Genomic DNA, 22,381 nt, shown 5'->3' on the forward strand with positions numbered 1-22,381 from the left:
GTCAGTGACCTGAAGGAGCCTCTGCTCCTTTTTCTGATTAGCAGGCAACAAACGGATCGCAGCCCATTACTGCATTAAACGCTCAACCAAACCGCTTCGTCTCTGAGTCGGCGTCCGTATTGCACTGGTCAATACCGAGTCGGAGCAATAGAGCGTCAACCGCTTACGTGCACGGGTTATCGCGGTATAGACCAGTTCCCGGGTCACTACAGGTAAGAAATAGTTTGGCAATATCAGTGCGGTATGTTCAAACTCAGATCCTTGAGACTTATGTACCGTCATTACATACGCAGTTTCATGGCTTGGCAAACGGCTCGGTTGAACTGATTTTATACTGCCGTCAGGCAGGTGGAAGTGGACTCGAAGCTCACCGTCTGCGTCATACAATGCAATACCGATATCACCGTTAAATAACCCCAGTGCACTATCATTTCGGTCAATCATAATCGGCCTACCGGGATACCATCGACCCGATGGACCTGGTATCCGGCGTATCAAACCTTTCTTATTCAGCATCTGTTCAATACGTTCATTAAGACCACCCACACCAAATGGCCCAGTTCGTAGCGCACAAAGTAGTTGATAGCGACTAAACTCCGTCAATATGGCAACAGGATTCGCCTCTTCGGCAACCCGTTGCAGATAGTGTTGATAACCAGCGACGCTGTCCTGTAACAATCTCTGATAATCTTCGGTATCTGATAAAGGGAAACGTTCGATATCAGCATAATTCCCCTGAAACACAGACAATGCTTGTTTCGGGTTCCCTGCGTTAACTGCCAGAGCCAACTGACCAATACCAGATTGCTCATCAAAGCGGTAACTTTTACGCAGTAGACATAAGCTATCGCGAATTGTGGCTGTTTTCTCCGCCACCTTTCCTTGAAGCGAGCAGCCGGTTAGCTCGCTTAATTCTTCAGCTCGAGTGGGGCTGTAACCCGACTCAACCAACCGGCAGATATCACCCAATACTGCGCCAGCTTCAACTGATGCTAATTGATCCCGATCACCGAGAAAAATCACTTGAGCCTTCGCTGGCAATGCCGCAATGAGTTTCGCCATCATTGGTAAATCAACCATTGAGGCTTCATCAACTACCAGTACATCCAGATTTAACGGATTTCCCTGATGATAACGTAAACGCTGGCTATTTGGCTGAGCACCGAGTAGACGATGTAACGTAGAGGCCTGATCTGGAAAAAGTTTCCGCTCGCTCTCACTCAACGGTAATTGACGACTGGCTTTGCCTAATGATTCAGTTAATCGCGCAGCCGCTTTACCCGTCGGAGCAGCAAGTTGAATTCGCAGTCGTCGACCTTCATTTAATTGAACCAAAGCCGTGAGCAATTTGGCTACCGTCGTCGTTTTACCGGTTCCCGGCCCACCAGAAATAACTGAAATGCGCCGAGTAACCGCAACGGCTGCCGCGACTTTTTGCCAGTCAATTTCAGTGGATGATGCGCCAAAAAGGTTATTCAAAATATCTTTTAACTTTTCTTTATCAATAACTTCATTGGCTTCAGCGTGAGAAATAAACTCGGCAACCTCACCCTCGCACTGCCACATTCGCTGTAAATACAGGCGATCCTGCTGCAACACAAGTGGAGTCGGCAAGGAACCGTCGCTGACTGCATCCGATGCCCTTAGACCTGCCTGCCACTGGACTAATTCTGGTTTTCCTGCTGCTTGCCATAAAGATTGTGCCAATAGAGGCTGGCGGCCACCAAAGAGCCGATCCGGATGTAACCGGTCTAAAGATAGACAAACATGCCCTGCCCCAGTCTCCGCACTTAAATATGCCGCTGCCAGTTGCATTAACGGTTCGTCATCTCTGGCTATCATGCGGGCAAACTGAACATCTAAAGGTCGCAGCAGTTTGTCACTAACCGCTTGTTCCAAAAGTCTTATCATACAGCCACCTCTTCTGCGGCCAGCGGTTTCCCACTAAATAACCGATCCAACCCTTCAACAAGTGCAAACTCAGGCTGGCAGTCAAAAAGACCATTCCCTGGGTTATCTCCATCCACCCCCCGTAAAAAGAGATAGATAACGCCGCCAAAGTGTTGGTGATAATCGTAATCCGTCAGGCGGTGGCGGAGATATCGGTGTAAGGCCAGAGTATAGAGCTGGTACTGTAGATCATAACGATGTTCAGCCATCGCTTGCGCCATCGCCTCTCGGGTATAGGCGTGACTATCCTCACCCAGCCAGTTGGATTTGTAGTCCAGCAGGTAATATTTGCCCTGCCAGCAGAATACTAGGTCGATAAATCCTTTCAGCATCCCTCTAACCTGTTTGAAATCCAATTTTGGACAGCGTGTGGATAGGGGATCATATTTTTTAACCAAAAGATCCAGTTCTTCCGCCTGCAATAAACCATCAATTGGCAGGTAAAACTGAAGCTCGGCCTGTTTGTCTTTTGGAGGCAAGCTCCCTAATGTGACGCCACTCTGATTAAGCGGTACAGAAGCAATATCGGTTAACCACTGCCGTAAAACCGGGCACCATTCTTCATCCAGTCCATACTGAAGTAATTGCTCAGCCAGCCAAAGTTCATCAAGAGGCTGGCTGAAATCAATCTGTTCCAAGAGATCGTGTAGAAACGTACCGGGCGCAGCACCACGAGGGAAAGTATGTGGTGTCAATATCCGCTCATCAGAAAGCCCCTGTTCACCCGCAGCATCGGTATCTAATCTCGGTAATAGTTCCAGAGGTAATAGCTCGTCTCCCGGTATATTGATCGATCTCGATGAGCCATGCTGTTGCAAACCCGAATAGCTGGTAACCCGCCAGTAATCAAAGATCTGCCGGGTAAACTGGCGGGCTGATAATTCGGGAATCAGCTCATTATGAGGTTGCCAGACCTTATCATCCAGTCTGTCCACCAGCGAAACCGCAATATCTTTATCTGATAATTCAGCCAACTTTTCGGCCAAATATGCTGCATCACCAGCTTGTGAACACTGCACCAGATAACCTAAGGCACTGAGATGCATATCGCTATCTCCCTGCTTTTTGCGCCCGCCTTTGATTAACGGAGCAATACCCAGGCTACAGTGATATATCGATCGCGTCAGTGCTACATACAGCAAACGAAGATCCTCAGCTAGCCGTTCTTCCTCAGCTAACTGTTTACTTTCATCGCTGGCATTCAAGTCCAGTAAAGCCTCAAAACTCTGCCGGTCGTGGTAAATCACATCCTGCTGTTGCCTGAAGTTACCCACAAACGGTAACCAAACCAGCGGATATTCCAACCCTTTGGATTTATGAATAGTAATGACCTGAACCAGATGACGGTCACTTTCAAGCCTGAGCCGCTGATTTTCTGATTGATGATTCGGTTGAGCAATCTGCTGAGCTAACCAGCGAACCAAGCCGTGCTCACTTTCCAACTGAGACTCTTCTTCTTGCAAGAGTTCTCCCAAGTGAAGCACATCGGTCAGACGCCGTTCACCCCCCTCGCTGGCCAATAAATTTTCGGCCAAACCTCGACAAGCAAGCAGTTCACGTAACATTGGCAGGACACCACGTTTCTGCCAATGTTGTCGATAGCGGTCAAACTCATTCACCAATGCATCCCAAGCTTTTTCATCATGGTTTAAAGCATCCAGCATTTGTGCGTCCAAGCCAAGCAAGCTGGTAGCCATCGCGCTACGCAGCGCTCTTTCTTGTTCTGGTGCCAGTACCGCTTGCAACAGCCACAATAAATCTTTCGCTTCCGGCGTATCAAAAACACTGTCGCGGTTAGACAGATATACCGAAGGGATAGACAATGAGCTTAATGCCTCCCTGATCAAGGCAGCTTCGGCTCGGCTACGAACCAAAATGGTGATATCCGATGCCTGCACCGAACTTGGGCCTTTAGCAGTATGCAGTATGGCCTTTCCCTGCTGCCCCGCCGTTAGCCAATCACGGATTTGCATCGCACATTGCCGGGACATTAGCTGCTGATACTCGGTGACACCAACGCCTTCTCCCTGCTGTAGCCAAAAGTGCAGTGCAGGCTGAGTTTCCCCGTCGATTTGAAAGTCCAGAACCCGGTTTTTTTCCGCAGCATTCACTTCGATAAAAGGAATTTGCTCAAACAAGAACGGTACTTTTACTCGGCTAAATAATCGGTTTACTGAGCGAACCATCGGTAAAGAAGAACGCCAGTTGGTCTCTAGTGTGTAGTGAGCACTGACTTCAGAACGAGCCTTGATATAGGTGAAGATATCCGCGCCGCGAAAGGCGTAGATAGCCTGTTTAGGATCGCCAATAAGTAATAGACCGCAATCTTTTTGACCACCATATACTGCATTAAAAATACGATATTGCTGCGGATCGGTATCCTGAAATTCATCGATCATCGCTACCGGGTAGCGGTGGCGAATAGCTTCGGACAAGGCATCCCCCTCCGGCGGCTGCAAGGCTATATCCAAACGACTCAGTAAATCATCAAAGCCTAACTCGGCACGATGTTGTTTTTCCTGTTGAACAGAAGCCCTGATTTCACGAATAGCACGAGCTAATAGCAAATCCCGCAAGGTCAATGACTGTTCAAACAGAACATCAACTGCCATAAATACAGGATGTTCCGGAGCTACACCTTTCTTGGTTTTTTCAAACAGTACCGATTGGCGGAATTTTTCCAATTCTTTGGGCAAGGTGTAATCAACGGTTTCCTGCCCTGCCCATTCCCCAACTTTTGCCAACCAATTAGGTAAGTGCTTACTACTATAACTACGTTTATCCACGCCAGAGTTGCTAATAAGCGCAGCAAAGTTTGGAGCGTTCTCACACCAAAAATCTTTCAGGGCATCAATCTTGGCAATAATCTGCTGATGTCGTTCAAGGATAGTCTCATCTTCTTCTGGAGCCTGGCGGAGTTTGGGAGCCTCGCCTTGCAGGTATGCGGATATCTCTTTTAATAATGCCTCCGGGCCACTCCACTCCTGACTGATCACCCTCGCTATAGTCAATGGTAAAGGGTAACAATGCCGACGCCAGAAGTCGGCACAAGCCTGGCGGCGTAACGGTAATTCATCCAGTATCAGTTTCTGTTCAAACAAGATGCCTGACTCAAATGCATTATTCGCTAGCATTCTTTGGCAGAAACCGTGAATGGTATAAATTGCCGCCTCGTCCATCTGCCGCTCCGCGGCAAGCAATGTTGCTGCCGCAGAAGACAGGTCAGGAATCTCCTTTAACAAAATTGCATACATCGGATCAGCACTTTCTCCCCGAACACATGCGATGCGTAACCCATGAATATTGTTGCGAATCCTCCCCCTCAACTCTTCTGTCGCCGCCTCGGTAAAGGTAACAACCAGAATCTCTTCCACCGTCAATGGTCGTAGATAAGCAGCGTTCCCACCAAGCCCGAGCAATAAGCGTAAATAAAGCACGCCGATAGTAAAGGTTTTACCAGTACCAGCAGATGCCTCAATCAAACGCTCGCCAAACAGTGGTAACGTTAATGGATCCAGACGTTGAGGAGAGTTTTTCATCATGGCGTTACTACCTTATGCGGCCAGGTCTTCTGCAATGTTGATACATTAGGGTAGGTTTTCCAGCCAGTTGGTTTCGCATAGCCCCCAGCCTCCTGCCCATTGCCTTTAACCTGAGAAAGTAATGCCAACCCCTGTGGTTTAATTACCGCCCGTAGGAAATAATCTGCCAGTTCGGCACTGTTAATTAACCGAACTTGAGCAACCAGTTTATCTCGACTATCGAAAGCAGAATTATTGCGGTTAAAATCATTACTGAAGCGAGCCGCTTCTTCGTCCAGTGTCTGTGGGCGTTGTAATAATTGGTTAATCAGCCCCTGTTTGTATTGTTCAAAATCTGCCACATTCATTTCGCGTAAACGTTTCTCAGCCTTAGGATAGAAAGCCAAATAACGCTGGTAGAGATAATCCGGCTGTTTACTATTGCTTTGCAGTAAGAAACTGACGCCCCACTGACGACCAACTGACATCGGGAATGCAAAAACAGCATAACCAAGCTGCTCTTCGGTACGCAGTTGGTCATAGAACCACGGCTGAATAATTTGACCCAGTAAACTGCTATAGGCCATCCCCTCTACTTCGCTGTAACCCGTGGGAATATAAACCGCAGCTAATGCAGCATCGGTGCTGCTACCAACCCGTTGTAAATTAGCCAATCGCCTCTCATTGACAATAATGTCTTCACCCGCCCACCAAATCGTCCCGGAAAAACCGAGTTGTTTTTTCAACGATTCTGCCAAAATGCTAACCTGCTTCGGAGTAACATTACCAATAGCCAACAACTCAACTGCAGACTCTTTCAGTAAACTATTCCGATACTTAATAACATCTTGCACACTGATGGTATTGAGAACTTTACTACGCTCACTGCGTTCGGTGTAGGGAACTCGGGATAACATTTTGACGGGCTGAATGGCTAGCTCAAAGGCCCTACCTTTATCCGCTATCGCCAGTTGCTCGCGATACCAGGATTTAGCCTGATTCAGTTGATCTTCAGTCGGAGTGAAACTGGAGTACCCTTCGAGCAAAGACGTCAATAACTGCGGCAGGCGCTGGGTGAAACCATTCGCGTTAATATACAGGCCGTTATTTGCACCGGTAGAGAAACTGATGCCGCCGACCGATGCCTGATAGCTAAGCTGGTCGAGAGAAAGCGAAGCTAGGTAATCGGTTAAAGCAAACAGCACCTGATGGCGAGCATCATTCAAAGCATGTTGATTACGGAATGCTACCGAAATATCCGCTTTAGGTTCATCCGCAAAATACTGGCTAGGCATATAAAATACGCGTAGCCCAGCTTGGTCGACTATTTTCTCTGGTCGAGTCATTCTTTTATCGATTTTGATCAGCGAAAAATCATCGGGAATGTATGGATTTAATGTAGGCAAAGACAGTGTTATTTCTTTCCCTAAGCGTTGCCAATCTTGCATTCGTTGAGAACTGATTTTATTTACCTGATAAGGCGCATCAACGAAATAAGCGACTTTGTTATGTGGCTCGTTAGGAGCAATAAACCAGATTCGGGCATTTTCTGGGGTCATCTCAGCCAGTCGCGCGGCGATCGCCTTAGGATCAAAACGATCGGCAAGATACGGGGCATCAAGGACGTGATCTACGGGTACCCTCAGCATCATATCCACCAGCCATTCGATATAATCCATATCGCGGGTAATCGATGGGTATCGGAAATCCAGATTCAAGACATGGGCAATCTCATCAAAATAACTTTGATTAATACCTTCTTTTTTTAGCATCGTCAGATAATCAAAAATAGCGGCAACCACCACATCTCTCTGCGCCAAGCCTTTATCTGTCAAAGAAACCGAAATTGAAAATATACCGCCATTACGATCAACCATAGGGTCAGCACCCGCACTGATTGAATCAGCAAGCCCTTGTTTTTGCAGCCAATCTGAAAGAGTATTTTTACTGCGGTTACCAATCAGATAGCCAATATAGGTATCTGTTTTACTACGAAACTCTGCACTGTTGTTGTTAATACGAAATTCAACATTCAACTGTTTACGCGGCTGAGCGGGTACATAGTGAATAATAATGCCAGTCTGTTCTGCGGTAACAACCGGTACGGTAATCGCAGGCACAGTAGCATCATGATTGGTAATTTTACCGAATGTGTCTGCCGCCAATTGTGCCAATTGATCCAACGGTTGGTTGCTGTAAATCACTCCAACCATCAAATTGGCTGAGTAGTAACGGTGATAAAATGCCAGCAACTCATCCTGCAATTTGCTATCAGGTTTATCTTTCAAGGTTTCAAGATTACCACCTGAGAACCGGGATCTTGGGTGAGCCGGATTAAGAGTTTCAGCAGTCACTTGCCCGATACGCATGCCATCTCTCGAGCGAGCCATGGTGAGTTCGGCATTAACAGCATTTCGTTCCCGGTCAGCGTTTAGTGGGTCAAGCAGAGGCTGCGCTATGGCATCAGCCAAGCGTTCAACTGCGGGAGTCAACGCATCATTTTCTACTTCGAGGTAGAAGGCGGTACGGTAAGAAGCTGTGCTGGCATTATGACTGCCACCGTGTTTTTTTAGAAACTCAGCAAGATTTCCCGGTTCAGGGAAGCGCTTCGAACCCATCAATACCATATGTTCCAAGTAATGAGCCAAGCCCAATTGATTATTAGGATCTTCCAACGTTCCTACGGGTAGAGCCAGTGCTGCCAACAATTTAGGTGCTTCACTATCCGAGACCAAGAGTACCGTCATCCCGTTAGCCAGTTTTATTGCCTGATATTTTCGTAGGTCATGCTCACTCTTATGGATGGTCTCCTCCAATGGTTGCCAACCTTGTGCTGCCCAACTCCCTGGCATCCACAACCCCAATAGTAAGACCACACCCGCAAGACGGGTAAGCTGTTTACGCATTCGTTTCTCCCTTAACCCTCAGAATTTGATACCAAATAATTTATATTGCTCTTAAGCTCGGTTATGGCGCATAACGGGTAATAAGTAACGCTCCGTTTCCTGTAAGATCACGGCCAATCGATCATTATCCATACACCGGAAAACCCGTTGGATATAAGGATCTTCACCTTCACCTGAAATTTGCTGTGACCCTTGCCAGGCTAACAGCAATTTCCCTCGGGCTTTATCTTGAGTCTCGTCATCCCAAAGAATTTCCCCACTCTCTGAGTCAAAGCACTGGCTCAACCAGGCCCAGCCCGTTTTACTCAATAACATTAACGGCTGGCTCATACCTCCCTGATAGCCCTCCACCAATGTTTGCAAATAAGCTCTGGCTTTCGACTCATCTAATGGGCCAAAACGCCATACGGTTCCCTTTCTACCATAAATTCGGCTCTCACCACTTCCACCGGCGGCACAATAGACTACATGTTCGACCCAGAGTAGTAAGGCATCAACGACCGTCAGTGCCGCAGGACGCCAACGCATCAAGCCATCGGTCTGAACCTGGTGCATCCAACCGGTTATGGTTATATTTTCCAGAACAATGTTTAGTTCCAGGCTATCGGCATCGCCCTGTTCGTTACGAATCTGTTCCGCAAGCAATGCCATCTCCTCTACCTGCCCTTGCCAGTAAATCTCGCCAAAAGCACCGAATGGTAATTCGCCGCTGGCTCTCGCTCTGGCAAAAACTTTATTTGCATCCCCATCATCAATTAAGGCATTCAATAACTGGGTATTGAGTTGATAGCGGCTAAGGTTGTCCACGGTAAAGGGCTCTTCATCTGGCAATTCGGTTTCTTCTATCACAAAGTTGACACCAAGCCGCCGCTGGAAAAAAGCTCGGACGGGGTGACGATAAAAGCGGATTAAATCGTCCAGTAATATCTCGCTGATCGGTTCAGGCAATAGCGGCTGATTAAAATCAGGATGAGCTTGCCCTTTCGCTGCAGCGGCAGGTAACCACTCGGCCGCATAGCTTTGTATTGCACTATCTCGTTCAAAGTTTTCTGCCGCGAATGGCACTCTAGGATGCCAGTTTAGTAAGTGAGCAGTAACACGCTGCTCACTTTCATCCACGCTTGCGGCTTCATCGCCGGGTAAATGGAAACTCTGCCCAATATATTCGATCAATTCACTGACTAAAACCGAAGGGTAGCGCGTGCTGTTATCCTGAATAGAACGGCCGATATAACTGATATAGAGGCGTTGTTGTGCAGATAAAAGTGCTTCAAGGAAAAGGTAGCGGTCATCATCACGTCGGCTACGGTCACCACGCTGGATCTGCCTGGCCATTAAGTCGAATCCTAAAGGCGGTAATGTGCGTGGATAAATGCCATCATTCATACCCAACAGGCAAACCACTTTAAACGGTATAGAGCGCATGGGCATCAATGTACAAAAGTTAATTGGTCCAGCTAAGAATCGCTGACTAATCCTTTCGTTATCAAGACGTGCGGCCAATTCGTCCCTTAATAACGTTAGCGGGACGACATCTGGATATTGGGCACTTATGCCATAGCTGATCACTTTCAGCCATTGTTGTTCTATAAGCGCGAGTACCGCCTCGGTTTCGTTGTCTTGTTCGAAAAAGGCATCAAGCATTTGGCGACATAGCGGTGACCACGCCACCAGAGTTCGTGCCTCAGCAAGTTGTGCTCTCCAGTGACTGAGTTGCATTAGCATATCAGCCAGTTGCCCAACCAACTCCGCAGCTAATCCACTGGATTCATCATACGGCAGAACGTCATGCCAGTTACCTGCATCACTACTCATCGCATAGCCCAATAGCATCCTCGTTAATCCGAAGCGCCAAGTGTGTTGACCGGTGGCGGGTAGCGACAGTTCACGTACGTTATCATCATCCAGCCCCCAACGAATACCCGACTCTCCGACCCACTGACGTAGTCGCCGCAACCCATGCTCATCAATGCCAAATCTGTTCGCCAGCGCTGGCACTTCTAAAAGGGCGAGTACTTGCTCGGAGGTAAAGCGGCTTTGCGGCAAATCCAATAGTGTAATAAAAGCCTGAAGAGCAGGATGTGCCTGGCTGGCCTTGCGGTCCGAAATCGCAAAAGGTAAATGGCGTTCAAATGGAGCATTAGCAAAAACCGCATGAATATAAGGCGTATAGCTATCGATATCCGCCACCATCACAATAATATCTCTTGGCGTGAGTTCAGGATCGGCCTCCAACATGGCCAATAGTTGATCCTGTAGGACTTCAACTTCACGCTGCGGGCTATGGCATACATGAAGGCTGATCGAACGATCTTTTGGATCTAACCGTCGTTTTTTGTTACTGGAGGACAATGTCTCCTGTGTGGTTCCAATAATGGCATGATCTTCCAGCTCCAGCATATCGTGCTGGATTGCATGTAAAAGGTTATCCGGCTCAATATCAACGAAAGCTTGAACTTCCTGAATTTCATCCACCTGGGACAGCAAATACATATGGTCACGCCCCAAGCGTCCCCATGAGGCCAAGAGAGGATTACTCAGGTTTTGTTCCCCATCATCATTAAATAGCCGTGCCGCCTGTTCGGGTTCACGAAATAAACTCAGCTCTGTTTTCTCTCGATAATGACGACGCTTACGACTCTGTAATTTGGCCAAGAAAGCATAATTTTGGATATCCCCCCAAAAATAGCGACATGGGTTGGTAAACATCAGATGGATATCAATATGTTTACCCAGCGCTTGAAGCGCTGACAGATAAATCGGCGGTAACGCGGATACACCGCAAATAAACACCCGCTTGGGTAAACCGGGAGGACAAATATCGCTTTCGTGGAGAGCATAGATAAAACGCTGGTAAAGGTTGGCTCGGTGCCATTCCGGTTGTTGCAGTTGGCGGGTATATTCGGTTAAGGCTTTCCAAAGAGGAGCCTGCCAATGCTGAGCCTCATCCAACCCCTCGATTTCATGCCCCTGCTCCCAGGTTTCCAGCCACTTAGGCCGATATACCAAGTACTGGTCAAAGAGGTCGGCAACTCGTGCAGCCAATTGATAAATCTTGCGTTTATCACCATCATCGCTCAGATAACGCTGTAATGACGAAAATACGGGTTCATTAAGCAGATCGGGTAATAACCACATCAGCTTCCATGTCATGGCATCTTTGCTGAAGGCGCTTTCCTTGGGAATTCCGGGTAGTACTTTGGTAAACATATCCCAGATAAAGGTTGCAGGTAGCGGAAACTCGATATTAGCAGCAATGCTGAATTGTTGAGCCAGTTGCATCTGTAGCCACTGCGCCATTCCTGGGCTTTGAACCAGAATAACCTCAGGCTCAAATGGATTATCCAGCGGATCTCGTTCTATCAACGCAGTGGTAATTGCTTTAAGTAAATCCAATTGATTAGAATGATAAACCGTGAACATCGTTGCTCCCAAATAGCGCATATAATCTACTGGTTAATCAGGAGAATCCTGATTAACCCCTTTTAGCACGCAGTACTCTAGTCTGACATCGCTCAATGTAACAGGTTCTAAAACTCATAACAGAGTCATTGCTTTTCACTTTCTATAACAATAGATCCTATGAATCTCAGCCCGCCGTTTTTCTGGCGTCACTATTTCAACACTTAATCGATCACAGAACTCATCAAGCCGATTTATAGCACTGTTTTGTTGCCATTCTATCGAAGGAATAGATATGGCTGTCGAGTGCCGCCGACCCGCGGTGAAAGACTCAGCCTCTTGTTGAGCAATTCTCCAAGCTTGTCGCCAGTGCCATTCTTGATAAAAACTCGATAATAATGCTTGATGATACTGCAATAATCCTAACAGAGAGATGGACAATAATAAGGTTCCAATCATCACCTCGGGTAAGCTAAATCCTTGCTGGTTAACTTTTATCTGTTTATTTTTCATCGATAATATTTTGCCACCGGTTCTGGCTTTAATGTTAATCAGCACAAAACCCCGCATCCTTTTCCGGACAAAAATCCAACCATCCCTGAGCCAAGCTGGCAACCTTGATTCCAGCTTGAGTTAATGACTCAAAATCAATTCTTACTCTTTGATAGAGCGCCATTTTTTGCGTATAGCGACTCGCTAATCCTTCACCTTTCAGCACGAAAGTATTCTGCAACGTTCCCGGCTTAATACAGGCTGTTAAAGACTCTTCCGTATGGTGTTGGCAGAACCACTGTTTGCTATGAGTAAATAGCGAGCCATTAATTTGAGATACAGGCCATGCTTGGTTTAATCCCCAATTCAGAGATGATGCAGCCAGATTGTAGCTACGTAAGTAGTGCTGCTCATTACGAGTAATCAGTAGCATCTTATCCAGATGCTGATGCATGGCCTGAAGTAATAGCAGGCTTAGGGCAAATATCGCAGTAATGGTTACCAAAATGCCGCTGCCCTGCTGTCTGGCTGGGATCATAGATTGTAGCCATTCACCGTGTGTTGTAGCCGCTGTTCTATTTCGGGTGCCTGCTTGATATGTCCAAACAGTCTCAGTGTCAAAAGCGTACTATTCAACGTGGGTTTCTCTCGCTGGATTCCAAAATCGGTGATGGAAATCTTTTGTGTCTCAAACAACCCTTCCCAGCCACGGCTCTGACAATCTCTTTCCCCCCGGGCGGCTTCTAATTGATTTTTGCGTAACCGATAGCCGAAATACTCAGATTTTTGATGTTTTATGCCTTCCCAATGCCCATTGCGATTAAGATCGTAGGCAACTATAACGCAAGAGTCTGCCTTCTCTCCTTTATACTGGCTTAGGTAAAATCTCGTTCCCTGACATTGGCCATTGCAAAACCCAGCCCGCCGCAGATCCTTTTCAATCGATGAGATGACCCGCTGCATTGATAACTCCAAGCTGTGATGCTGATAGACGACAGCAAGCCGCTGTCGTAATTGTGGGTAAACTTTCACTGCACTCAGTACCATTACGCTGCCAAACATCATCGCCAACATCATCTCCGGTAAACCAAATCCGCGATGACAACGACGAGTAGGCCAATCAAAGTGTATTGCTGAGAGGTGATCATTCAATGACATAAAGGTATCCTTCCCTGAGAGTGCTGTTCACTGCACAATCTCATTCTTCCCTGATTAGAAATAACCAATCGTATGCGGCCTGCTGAGTTAGCTAGAGTTATATGACCCGGTTGCGCCGTATTTCTCAGCCCATAGAACCCCATATTCTCCGGCATATATTCCGCCAAAGTAATATCAGGATATTCAGGAGAAAATAGCCAACCATCTTGTTGAGAGCAGCCATTGGTCGGTTGAATCCCACTCCCAATGCACCAGTGTTCTGAATGGCTCTGCCATAGCAATGCCGAGCGATTCAACCAAAAAGCATCTGTCTGCACGTGGGTCAAAAAAATCAGTAGCTGTCGGGCCGTTATCAGCAACTTTTCCCGTTGTTGATAATGATTCCAACTCTGCGTGCCAATGCTGCCAATCACACCGATAAGCGCTATTACCATTAGCCATTCAACTAAACTAAACCCCTGTTGTGCTGTCTGTATTCTGTTTTTCATGGAGTCAGTTTATGGTCGCAGACAGAAGAGTCCAGCGGTCAGATTGAGAGGCTGAAATAGCTTCGCAGCAAATTTGTCAGTGATACAGCGGTTACATTTAACCTGCGAAGATATGCGCATTTTTATCGATAACATTGCAGGCAGGGAAGCAGTGATACAGAAAACAAAAACCGGAGCGTTTAGGCTCCGGTTTGGGGTTAATAACAATGTGGTCGCAGTGGTGAAAGCCAGTGGATCGTCAATATGCCGTCAATACATCCTGACAAGCTCCGGTTTCCTGAATAGCGCAGTCGGCGTGTTTAGCGCTGATCAGATCGCTACAGGAGCTTTAATCGCAGGATGCGGATCGTAACCTTCAATTTCAAAATCTTCAAAATGATAATCAAATAATGACTCTGGTTTACGTTTGATGACCAACTTAGGCAAGGCTCGCGGCTCGCGGCTCAGTTGCAATTGGGTTTGTTCCATATGGTTGTTATAGAGATGAGTATCACCTCCCGTCCAAACAAAATCACCCACTTCCAAATGACATTGCTGTGCCATCATATGAACTAACAACGCGTAGCTGGCAATATTGAACGGCAGGCCAAGGAATATGTCGCAAGAGCGTTGATAAAGCTGACATGAAAGCTTGCCATCAGCCACGTAGAACTGGAAGAATGCGTGGCAAGGAGCCAGTGCCATTTGATCCAGTTCACCAACATTCCAGGCAGATACAATAATCCGTCGTGAATCAGGATCTTGTTTTAGCTGTTCAACCACCTTGGATAACTGATCGATCTGACGACCATCAGCAGCACCCCAAGCTCGCCACTGTTTGCCATAAACCGGCCCTAAATCACCGTTTTCATCCGCCCATTCATCCCAGATAGAAACATTATTTTCTTTCAGGTAACCAATGTTGGTATCCCCGTTAAGGAACCATAACAGTTCATGAATAATGGAACGTAGATGGCAGCGTTTTGTCGTCACCAGCGGAAAACCGTCCTGCAAATTGAAACGCATCTGATGCCCGAAAATCGACAGAGTACCGGTTCCCGTGCGGTCAGCTTTTGGGGTACCCTCATCGAGCACTTTTTTCATCAAATCCAGATACTGTTTCATGTTACCTCACGAAAGTTGTTGCTGAGGGCGGCGGTACGCCCAAATCATCATAATTATACCGGCAACAATCATTGGAACAGAAAGAATCTGCCCCATGCTGATCACGCCGTCGAACAAACCAAGCTGCGCATCTGGCTGACGGAAGCACTCCACCACAATACGGAAGAAGCCATAACCAATCAGGAACAGGCCGGATACACTACCCATTGGGCGAGGCTTGCGGATAAACAGGTTGAGGATGATAAACAGCACCACGCCTTCCAAAATCATTTCATAGAGCTGCGATGGATGACGTGGCAAAACACCATACTGGAACAGAATGCTTTGTAACTGAGGATCGGCTGCCGCCAGTGCGATATCTTCGCTGCGCGAGGCAGGGAACAACATCGCCCAAGGCGTGTCTGTTGTCACCCGCCCCCACAGTTCTCCATTAATGAAATTACCTAAACGGCCGGCACCCAAGCCAAATGGGATCAGTGGTGCCATGAAATCGGCAACCTGGAAAAAATGACGTTTGGTGCGATGGGCAAACCACAACATGACGCAGATAACCCCCACCAAGCCACCGTGGAACGACATGCCGCCATCCCAGACTTTGAAGAGATACAGCGGGTTATCGAGGAACATCGGCAGGTTGTAAAACAGAACATAACCGAGACGCCCGCCGACGAATACGCCAACAAAACCGGCATATAACAAATTCTCGACTTCATCTTTAGTCCAGCCACTGCCAGGCTTGTTCGCACGGCGAACCGCCAGCCACATAGCAAAAACAAAGCCCACCAGATACATCAAGCCGTACCAATGGAGGGAGACTGGGCCAATGGAGAAAATGATCGGATCTATATTAGGAAACGCCAGATAGCTATTGCTCATCTATCACCACAATATGTCTAGGATTCTCCCCCTTATTGGGGGCTGCAGGGAGCGCATGATAGCATAGGCGGGCAGCATTCTGGGAAACCGCGAAGGGAAAAGTTCTGTAAACAATAGCGACGAATATTTCCGCCGCCCGATGACTATTAAGCTATTTTCCGCCCCGAATTAGGCCGCCCAAACCACGACGCTCCATAAATGCAGCAGTCAAATGACGAACATCCGTCGTCATTTGCGCCGTTAACACGCGCTCAGCCAACGCTTCGGCCTCAACCAAATCAACATTCCGCAGTAAATATTTGATTCGCGCGACGCTGCGACCATTCATACTCAACTGACGATAACCCAATCCAACCAGCAGCAGCGCCCCCATTGGATCGCCAGCCATTTCACCACACAAACTCACCTGTAAACCGGAATCCGTAGCCTGTACCAGAATTTGCCGTAACACTTGCAACATGGCCGGATGCAAGCTGTCATACAAAGATGCAACCCGCGTATTATTGCGGTCTACCGCCAGTAAGTATTGGGTCAGGTCGTTAGTGCCTACCGAGATAAAATCTACCCGAGATTTCAGATAAGGCAGCATAAAGATCATTGCAGGCACTTCAATCATCACGCCCAAGCGCGGTTTAGGCAATTCATAACCCAGCACTTCTTGCACTTCTCGCCCGGCACGATCAATCAGGCGTTTAGCCTCATCGACTTCTTCCAGGCTGGTAATCATCGGCAATAAGATCCCGAGATTGCCGGTACCGGCATTCGCCCTTAACATCGCGCGAACCTGGATCAAAAAGATCTCTGGTTGATCCAGCGTAACTCGAATACCGCGCCATCCCAAACAGGGATTTTCTTCACTGATTGGCATATAAGGTAGCTGTTTGTCAGCACCGATATCCAGAGTCCGTAGCGTGACCGGTTTTTGCGGGTACAACTGCAACATACCTTGATACTGCGCAACCTGTTCATCCTCGGAGGGAAAACCGCTTTGCAACATAAAAGGTATTTCGGTGCGATAGAGGCCTACGCCATCGACGCGCCCGCCGAGAAGCTGTTCATGTTCGGGACTAAGACCGGCATTGAGCAACACCTGGATGCGTTCACCGCTTTTCAGCTCCGCTGGTTGCTCGACATCATCCTCAGCCAGCTTGCTCAGCTCAATTTCTTCGGTGATCAGGCGTTGATATTCCTGCACCAACACCGGTTCAGGATCAACCAGGATTTCCCCGCGGTAACCATCAACAATCAGCAATCGCTGACTCAACAATGAAGGCTGGATATCCGCCCCCATCACGGTGGGAATGCCCATAGCGCGAACCAAAATCGCCGCGTGAGAGTTGGCAGCACCGTCGCGAACGACCACACCCGCCAAGCGATCCTGTGGAACTTCCGCCAAGAGTGTTGCAGTCAGTTCATCCGCGACCAGGATAAAGCGCTCAGGCCACTGGCTGGTACCCGAGGTGCTATCATCGAGATGAAACAGTAAACGCTGCCCCAACGCGCGCAAATCGCCAGCTCTCTCCCGCATGTAGGTATCTTGCAGGCTGGCAAACTGCGCCGCAAACTGCTCAACGACCTGCTTAACCGCCCATTCAGCGACGGAACCTGCGTCAATTTCTGCAAACAATTCCCGTTTCAGGCGAGCATCGTTCAATAAATGAGAATAGAGATCAAATATTGCCGCACTCTCTTTCTGAGAACTGGCGGTAAAACGTTTGCTAAAGCGCCGAAATTCGGCGGCCGCTTCTTCCAGAGCCTGAGTCAGACGCTCACGTTCGCGAACGCTATCCAGGGTGGAGGCTTTGTAAACCAGATCCAGCGATGGTTGACTGGTATCTTGCCAACCTTCGGCGACAGCGACACCCGGAGCCGCGGCCAGCGCACGAATACGAGTTTGACGATATTGACCAAAGATGGCGTTGAGTTGAGATTGGGACAAAATGGCAGCCAGCTGTGTTGCCAGCGTAACCATAAATGACTCTTCGCTTTCGTCGAATTGACGATGTTCTCGCTGTTGCACCACCAGCACACCAAGCAATTGACGGCGATAGATAATGGGCACACCGAGAAACGCACGAAAGCGATCTTCTTTTACCTGCGGGACATATTTAAAACTTGGGTGGCTTTGTGCATCGGCAAGGTTGATGGGCTCGGCCAGACGCCCGACCAAACCGACAACACCCTCATCAAAAGCCAGCGTGATCGTGCGTCCCCGGGGTTTCTTCAAACCCCGGGTTGCCATCAGATAGTAACAACGGCGGTCATTATCTGCCAGATAGATAGAGCAAACTTCCGTGTTCATCGCCAGACAGGTTTCATTGACCAACAGCTCCAACGCATCCGTCAGGCTGGCAGCCATCGCAACTTTCTCTACGACTTCTCGTAAACGCGTGAGCATGATTGAATTAACTTAACCTCTTTTCCGGCGATAAGCGGGTGGTGTCCGAGGCAGCGTCACCTCCTGCATGGGCATCACTGTAGCAGCAAACTCCTTCATCACCCGACGATAGACATCCCGTTTGAATGACACCACCTGACGCACCGGATACCAGTAGCTGACCCAGCGCCAGCCATCAAATTCCGGCGTGCTACTGCGTTGCATATTGATATCGGCATCGTTACACATTAATTGCAGCAAAAACCATCTCTGCTTTTGGCCGATGCAAACCGGCTTTGTATCCCAACGCACCAAACGTTTTGGTAATTTATAACGCAACCAGTTACGGGTTGAAGCCAGTATTCGGACATCTTTCTTATTCAGTCCTACCTCTTCAAACAGTTCGCGGTACATCGCCTGCTCTGGCGTCTCACCAGGATTGATTCCCCCTTGAGGAAACTGCCAGGAATGCTGACCGTAACGTCTTGCCCACAACACCTGCCCCTGCCGATTACAAATTACAATACCCACATTCGGGCGGTAGCCATCATCATCGATCACCGGACTACCTCGATAAGCTTAATACTCAAAGATGCTCTGATTGTTTCACACTACCAACAGGCGGTAAACCACTGGTTATCAGTGATTGAAACACTCTGCGTTTGGGATAACTCACAGATATTAGCAAAGTTATAAACACCCAAGAGCAGGTCAGGCTAATTTTATTCACTTTTTCTGTGGATATATATGTGCAGAACTCAAGGGTAATACGGGTACAACTCATTTTCAGCCGTTGACAGATGAAAAATGAAAAATTAAATAATTTATATTTTTCATGAAATTACATGATTAGAGTACAACAATAAAAGTACAAAAATGTGATCTGTATCCGTTTGCGATCCTTGCCTGCTCAAAGATCCATCAATGAGGTTTTTATCCACAGATTATGCGGTGAAGTTACACAATAAATGGCTAAACTCGCAAAAAAACCCTGCGTCAAGGCTGTAAATTGAACCAGTATTTGATTTTCAACCGGGTTATCCCATAAATCTGTGGATAAATAGGTATAAGATCCTGTTCATTGTGACTGGCAGCTAGTGCACAAATCGGTAGAAATAAAATCATGCTCCATTATCAATGGTAAAAAAGACAGTTAAATCATGCTATTATTAACTTTCATTTGCAGCTTTGATGAGAGGCTGTCGAATACTGCAAAAGAAGTCTATTTTTTAACCTACTTTGGTGGTTTTTTTCTATGTCCGCTTATTCGCAGTCTCCGGCTCCACCCGTTGATGAACATCAGCTTTTTGAACGGGCGCAAAGACTGGCTGGATTCACGCTGGGTGAATTAGCTACCCGTGCAGGCTGGCCGATTCCGGTAGATTTGAAACGGGATAAGGGATGGGTGGGCATGCTGTTAGAGTTTTATCTCGGTGCCAACGCAGGCAGTAAGCCTGAACAAGATTTTGCCAATATCGGCATTGAATTGAAAACCATCCCGATCAACGGGCAAGGCAAACCGTTGGAAACCACCTTTGTTTGCGTGGCACCGTTAACCGGAAACAGTGGCGTCACCTGGGAGAGCAGTCATGTGCGCCACAAGCTTGCCCGGGTACTGTGGATACCTGTTGAAGGCGAACGTCAGATTCCTCTAGCGGAACGACGCATCGGTGCTCCACTGCTTTGGAGCCCGAATACTGAAGAAGAAGAACGGCTTCGCCGTGATTGGGAAGAACTGATGGATTTGATCGTCCTGGGAAAGGTTGAAAGTATTACTGCCCGTCACGGCGAAGTACTGCAATTGCGCCCCAAAGCGGCCAATAGCCGCGCCTTGACCGAAGCCGTAGGCGAAAAAGGTCAACCCATCATGACATTACCGCGCGGATTCTATTTAAAGAAAACCTTCACCGGCCCATTGCTGGCTCGACACTTTCTGCTTTAGCGCCATCTGCTTTAGCCTCACTTCGCTGTCAACCCGCTACCCGTGATGAACTTCCCGCAAAAGTTGGATAAGCAATATCATACGGGGGGAGATAAGAAGCGGTTCTTAACGAAGCTTTCATTCCGATTAATTAATAAAAGCGTATAATTGCATTTTTGTGTTTCTTTAAGGTGTGTAGGCGCAATGTTTGAATGGATTGCCGATCCAAATGCCTGGTTGGCGCTAGGCACGTTGACGATTCTGGAAATTGTTCTGGGTATCGACAATATTATCTTCCTTTCTCTGGTGGTATCTAAATTACCCAAAGCCCAACAAAACAAGGCTCGACGCATTGGTCTTGCTGGTGCGATGTTAATGCGTTTGGCCTTACTGGCTTCTATCGCCTGGGTTATTCGCCTGACCAATCCATTATTTGAAGTCATGGAACATGGAGTTTCTGCGCGGGATCTTATTTTGCTACTGGGTGGGTTATTCCTGATTTGGAAAGCCAGCAAAGAAATTCACGAAACCATTGAAGGTGGTGATAGCGATCACAACAGCAATGTTAGCTCGTTTATCGGAGCCATCGTTCAGATAATGCTGCTGGATATCATCTTCAGCCTGGATTCGGTGATTACCGCCGTCGGGCTGTCCGATCATCTGTTTATCATGATGGCTGCCGTGGTTATTGCCGTCGGGGTCATGATGTTTGCTGCCAGACCTATTGGCGAATTTGTTAACCGTCATCCTTCCGTCAAAATGTTGGCACTTGCGTTTTTGATTTTGGTTGGTTTCACGCTGATGCTTGAAAGTTTCCAAGTCCACATACCTAAAGGTTACATTTATTTCGCCATGTTCTTCTCAATGGGCGTTGAAACACTGAACCTGATGCGTGGCAAAAAAAACAAAGCTGATAAGATATAAGCAAAAATACCTACGGGTGCGACCTCTCGCACCCGTCTCACTCTTTTTTACTCACTTTCATCTCATCCACTTCCCCCCTCTCCACGGCTTCGATATAGTCAGACAAGGCCATTTGATCTTAGCCTGATAATTTCGAACATTAAGGAAGGTCGGCAATGCAATATCACCGTATACCCCACAGTTCTTTAGAAGTTAGCATGCTGGGTCTGGGTACCATGACTTTTGGTGAGCAAAACAGCGAAGCCGATGCCCATGCTCAGTTGGATTACGCTATTGCAGCTGGCGTTAATCTGATCGATACCGCAGAAATGTATCCAGTGCCACCCAGACCGGAAACTCAGGGGCTGACCGAACAATATATTGGCAGTTGGTTAAAAGCTCGTGGTTGCCGCGAGAAAATCATTCTGGCGAGTAAAGTTTCCGGCCCCAGCCGTGGTAATGATCAGCCAATTCGTCCCGGTATGGCTTTGGATCGTAAAAATATTCGCGCCGCATTGGATGCCAGCCTGAAACGCCTCAATACCGATTATCTCGATCTTTACCAGCTACACTGGCCGCAGCGTGAAACCAATTGCTTCGGTAAACTGAATTATCGTTACAGCAACGATACTGCAACGGTTACGCTGCTGGAAACATTGGAAGCGCTAAATGAACAAGTGCGCGCCGGTAAAATTCGCTATATCGGCGTATCGAATGAGACACCTTGGGGTGTGATGCGTTATCTGCAACTGGCAGAAAAACATGACCTTCCGCGTATCGTTTCCATACAAAATCCGTATAGTCTGCTCAATCGTAGTTTTGAAGTGGGTTTAGCGGAGATCAGTCAGCACGAGGGCATCGAATTACTGGCTTATTCCAGCTTGGCATTTGGTACGCTGAGCGGAAAATACTTGAATGGAGCTAAACCTGCTGATGCGAGAAATACCTTATTCAGCCGTTTTACCCGCTATTCTTCACCACAGGCACAATTAGCTATTGCCGAATATGTTGTTCTGGCTCAAAAACACGGTCTGGATCCCGCGCAAATGGCATTGGCTTTTGTACGTCAGCAGCCTTTTGTTGCCAGTACTCTGTTGGGTGCGACCACCTTGCCACAGTTGCAGAGCAATTTAGATAGCCTGAATATTGTATTGGATGAAGAGATATTAAACGAGTTGGAGGAGATTCATACCCGTTATACCTTCCCGGCACCTTAATAGACTTATCTCGTTCTCCAACGCCAAAAGGCCGTTGATATTAAACGGCCTTTTGGTTAAAAAATC

Annotated in this window: 15 protein-coding genes; 3 read left to right on the forward strand and 12 right to left on the reverse strand. The window is 47.6% G+C overall.

The window, feature by feature from the left end; all coding sequences use genetic code 11:
• Positions 1-66: 66 nt before the first annotated feature.
• The 12 genes from recD to rppH form a co-directional block, all read right to left on the reverse strand.
• Positions 67-1,911 (reverse strand): exodeoxyribonuclease V subunit alpha, encoded by a 1,845-nt coding sequence (gene recD / locus DJ39_RS16045; RefSeq protein ID WP_038241107.1) that lies wholly within the window; start codon positions 1,909-1,911, stop codon positions 67-69.
• Entirely contained in the window at positions 1,908-5,492 is a 3,585-nt protein-coding gene (gene recB / locus DJ39_RS16050; RefSeq protein WP_038251563.1) for an exodeoxyribonuclease V subunit beta, read from the reverse strand. Before recB ends, recD begins: the two co-directional genes overlap by 4 nt.
• Positions 5,489-8,377, reverse strand: a complete 2,889-nt coding sequence (ptrA, locus tag DJ39_RS16055) for a pitrilysin (RefSeq protein WP_038251565.1) — start codon at positions 8,375-8,377, stop codon at positions 5,489-5,491. Before ptrA ends, recB begins: the two co-directional genes overlap by 4 nt.
• 51 nt (positions 8,378-8,428) lie before the next feature.
• Positions 8,429-11,800, reverse strand: a complete 3,372-nt coding sequence (gene recC / locus DJ39_RS16060) for an exodeoxyribonuclease V subunit gamma (RefSeq protein ID WP_038241101.1) — start codon at positions 11,798-11,800, stop codon at positions 8,429-8,431.
• A 135-nt stretch (positions 11,801-11,935) separates the two neighbouring features.
• On the reverse strand, positions 11,936-12,337 hold the full coding sequence (locus DJ39_RS16065; protein WP_049689756.1) for a prepilin-type N-terminal cleavage/methylation domain-containing protein: 402 nt from the start codon (positions 12,335-12,337) through the stop codon (positions 11,936-11,938).
• A complete protein-coding gene (locus DJ39_RS16070) occupies positions 12,327-12,809 on the reverse strand; it encodes a YgdB family protein (RefSeq protein ID WP_049687830.1) in 483 nt (160 codons plus the stop codon). Before DJ39_RS16070 ends, DJ39_RS16065 begins: the two co-directional genes overlap by 11 nt.
• Positions 12,806-13,429, reverse strand: coding sequence for a prepilin peptidase-dependent protein (locus DJ39_RS16075; RefSeq protein ID WP_038251567.1), 624 nt, complete (start codon positions 13,427-13,429; stop codon positions 12,806-12,808). The genes DJ39_RS16070 and DJ39_RS16075 overlap by 4 nt, the downstream gene beginning before the upstream one ends.
• Positions 13,420-13,917, reverse strand: a complete 498-nt coding sequence (locus DJ39_RS16080) for a prepilin peptidase-dependent protein (RefSeq protein WP_004719731.1) — start codon at positions 13,915-13,917, stop codon at positions 13,420-13,422. Before DJ39_RS16080 ends, DJ39_RS16075 begins: the two co-directional genes overlap by 10 nt.
• 309 nt (positions 13,918-14,226) lie before the next feature.
• Positions 14,227-15,021 (reverse strand): thymidylate synthase, encoded by a 795-nt coding sequence (gene thyA / locus DJ39_RS16085; RefSeq protein ID WP_004719732.1) that lies wholly within the window; start codon positions 15,019-15,021, stop codon positions 14,227-14,229.
• A gap of 6 nt (positions 15,022-15,027) precedes the next feature.
• The gene (gene lgt, locus DJ39_RS16090; protein ID WP_038241087.1) at positions 15,028-15,897 is read right to left on the reverse strand and encodes a prolipoprotein diacylglyceryl transferase; all 870 of its coding nucleotides are present in this window, start codon (positions 15,895-15,897) and stop codon (positions 15,028-15,030) included.
• 151 nt (positions 15,898-16,048) lie between these two features.
• Complete coding sequence (gene ptsP / locus DJ39_RS16095; RefSeq protein ID WP_004719736.1) at positions 16,049-18,295, reverse strand: phosphoenolpyruvate--protein phosphotransferase; 2,247 nt, start codon at positions 18,293-18,295, stop codon at positions 16,049-16,051.
• A 12-nt stretch (positions 18,296-18,307) separates the two neighbouring features.
• Positions 18,308-18,835, reverse strand: coding sequence for an RNA pyrophosphohydrolase (rppH, locus tag DJ39_RS16100; protein WP_004719737.1), 528 nt, complete (start codon positions 18,833-18,835; stop codon positions 18,308-18,310).
• Between the two features lie 694 nt (positions 18,836-19,529).
• Here rppH and mutH point away from each other — a divergent pair.
• From mutH to DJ39_RS16115, 3 genes are all read left to right on the forward strand, one after another.
• A complete protein-coding gene (gene mutH, locus DJ39_RS16105; RefSeq protein ID WP_004719743.1) occupies positions 19,530-20,216 on the forward strand; it encodes a DNA mismatch repair endonuclease MutH in 687 nt (228 codons plus the stop codon).
• Between the two features lie 183 nt (positions 20,217-20,399).
• Complete coding sequence (locus tag DJ39_RS16110) at positions 20,400-21,119, forward strand: TerC family protein (RefSeq protein WP_004719744.1); 720 nt, start codon at positions 20,400-20,402, stop codon at positions 21,117-21,119.
• A gap of 155 nt (positions 21,120-21,274) precedes the next feature.
• Positions 21,275-22,315: an NADP(H)-dependent aldo-keto reductase gene (locus tag DJ39_RS16115; protein ID WP_038241085.1), complete on the forward strand. Its 1,041-nt coding sequence runs from the start codon at positions 21,275-21,277 to the stop codon at positions 22,313-22,315.
• Positions 22,316-22,381 lie beyond the last annotated feature (66 nt).

It is taken from the genome of Yersinia ruckeri ATCC 29473 (assembly GCF_000754815.1).
Classification (GTDB): Bacteria; Pseudomonadota; Gammaproteobacteria; order Enterobacterales; family Enterobacteriaceae; genus Yersinia; species Yersinia ruckeri.

Coding starts and splice junctions, on each gene's coding strand:
- lgt (WP_038241087.1), bottom strand. CDS start 15,897: ATGAGCAATAGCTATCTGGCGTTTCCTAATATAGATCCGATCATTTTC.
- recD (WP_038241107.1), bottom strand. CDS start 1,911: ATGATAAGACTTTTGGAACAAGCGGTTAGTGACAAACTGCTGCGACCT.
- ptrA (WP_038251565.1), bottom strand. CDS start 8,377: ATGCGTAAACAGCTTACCCGTCTTGCGGGTGTGGTCTTACTATTGGGG.
- DJ39_RS16070 (WP_049687830.1), bottom strand. CDS start 12,809: ATGATCCCAGCCAGACAGCAGGGCAGCGGCATTTTGGTAACCATTACT.
- DJ39_RS16115 (WP_038241085.1), top strand. CDS start 21,275: ATGCAATATCACCGTATACCCCACAGTTCTTTAGAAGTTAGCATGCTG.
- ptsP (WP_004719736.1), bottom strand. CDS start 18,295: ATGCTCACGCGTTTACGAGAAGTCGTAGAGAAAGTTGCGATGGCTGCC.
- recB (WP_038251563.1), bottom strand. CDS start 5,492: ATGATGAAAAACTCTCCTCAACGTCTGGATCCATTAACGTTACCACTG.
- DJ39_RS16075 (WP_038251567.1), bottom strand. CDS start 13,429: ATGTCATTGAATGATCACCTCTCAGCAATACACTTTGATTGGCCTACT.
- recC (WP_038241101.1), bottom strand. CDS start 11,800: ATGTTCACGGTTTATCATTCTAATCAATTGGATTTACTTAAAGCAATT.
- DJ39_RS16080 (WP_004719731.1), bottom strand. CDS start 13,917: ATGAAAAACAGAATACAGACAGCACAACAGGGGTTTAGTTTAGTTGAA.
- mutH (WP_004719743.1), top strand. CDS start 19,530: ATGTCCGCTTATTCGCAGTCTCCGGCTCCACCCGTTGATGAACATCAG.
- thyA (WP_004719732.1), bottom strand. CDS start 15,021: ATGAAACAGTATCTGGATTTGATGAAAAAAGTGCTCGATGAGGGTACC.
- DJ39_RS16110 (WP_004719744.1), top strand. CDS start 20,400: ATGTTTGAATGGATTGCCGATCCAAATGCCTGGTTGGCGCTAGGCACG.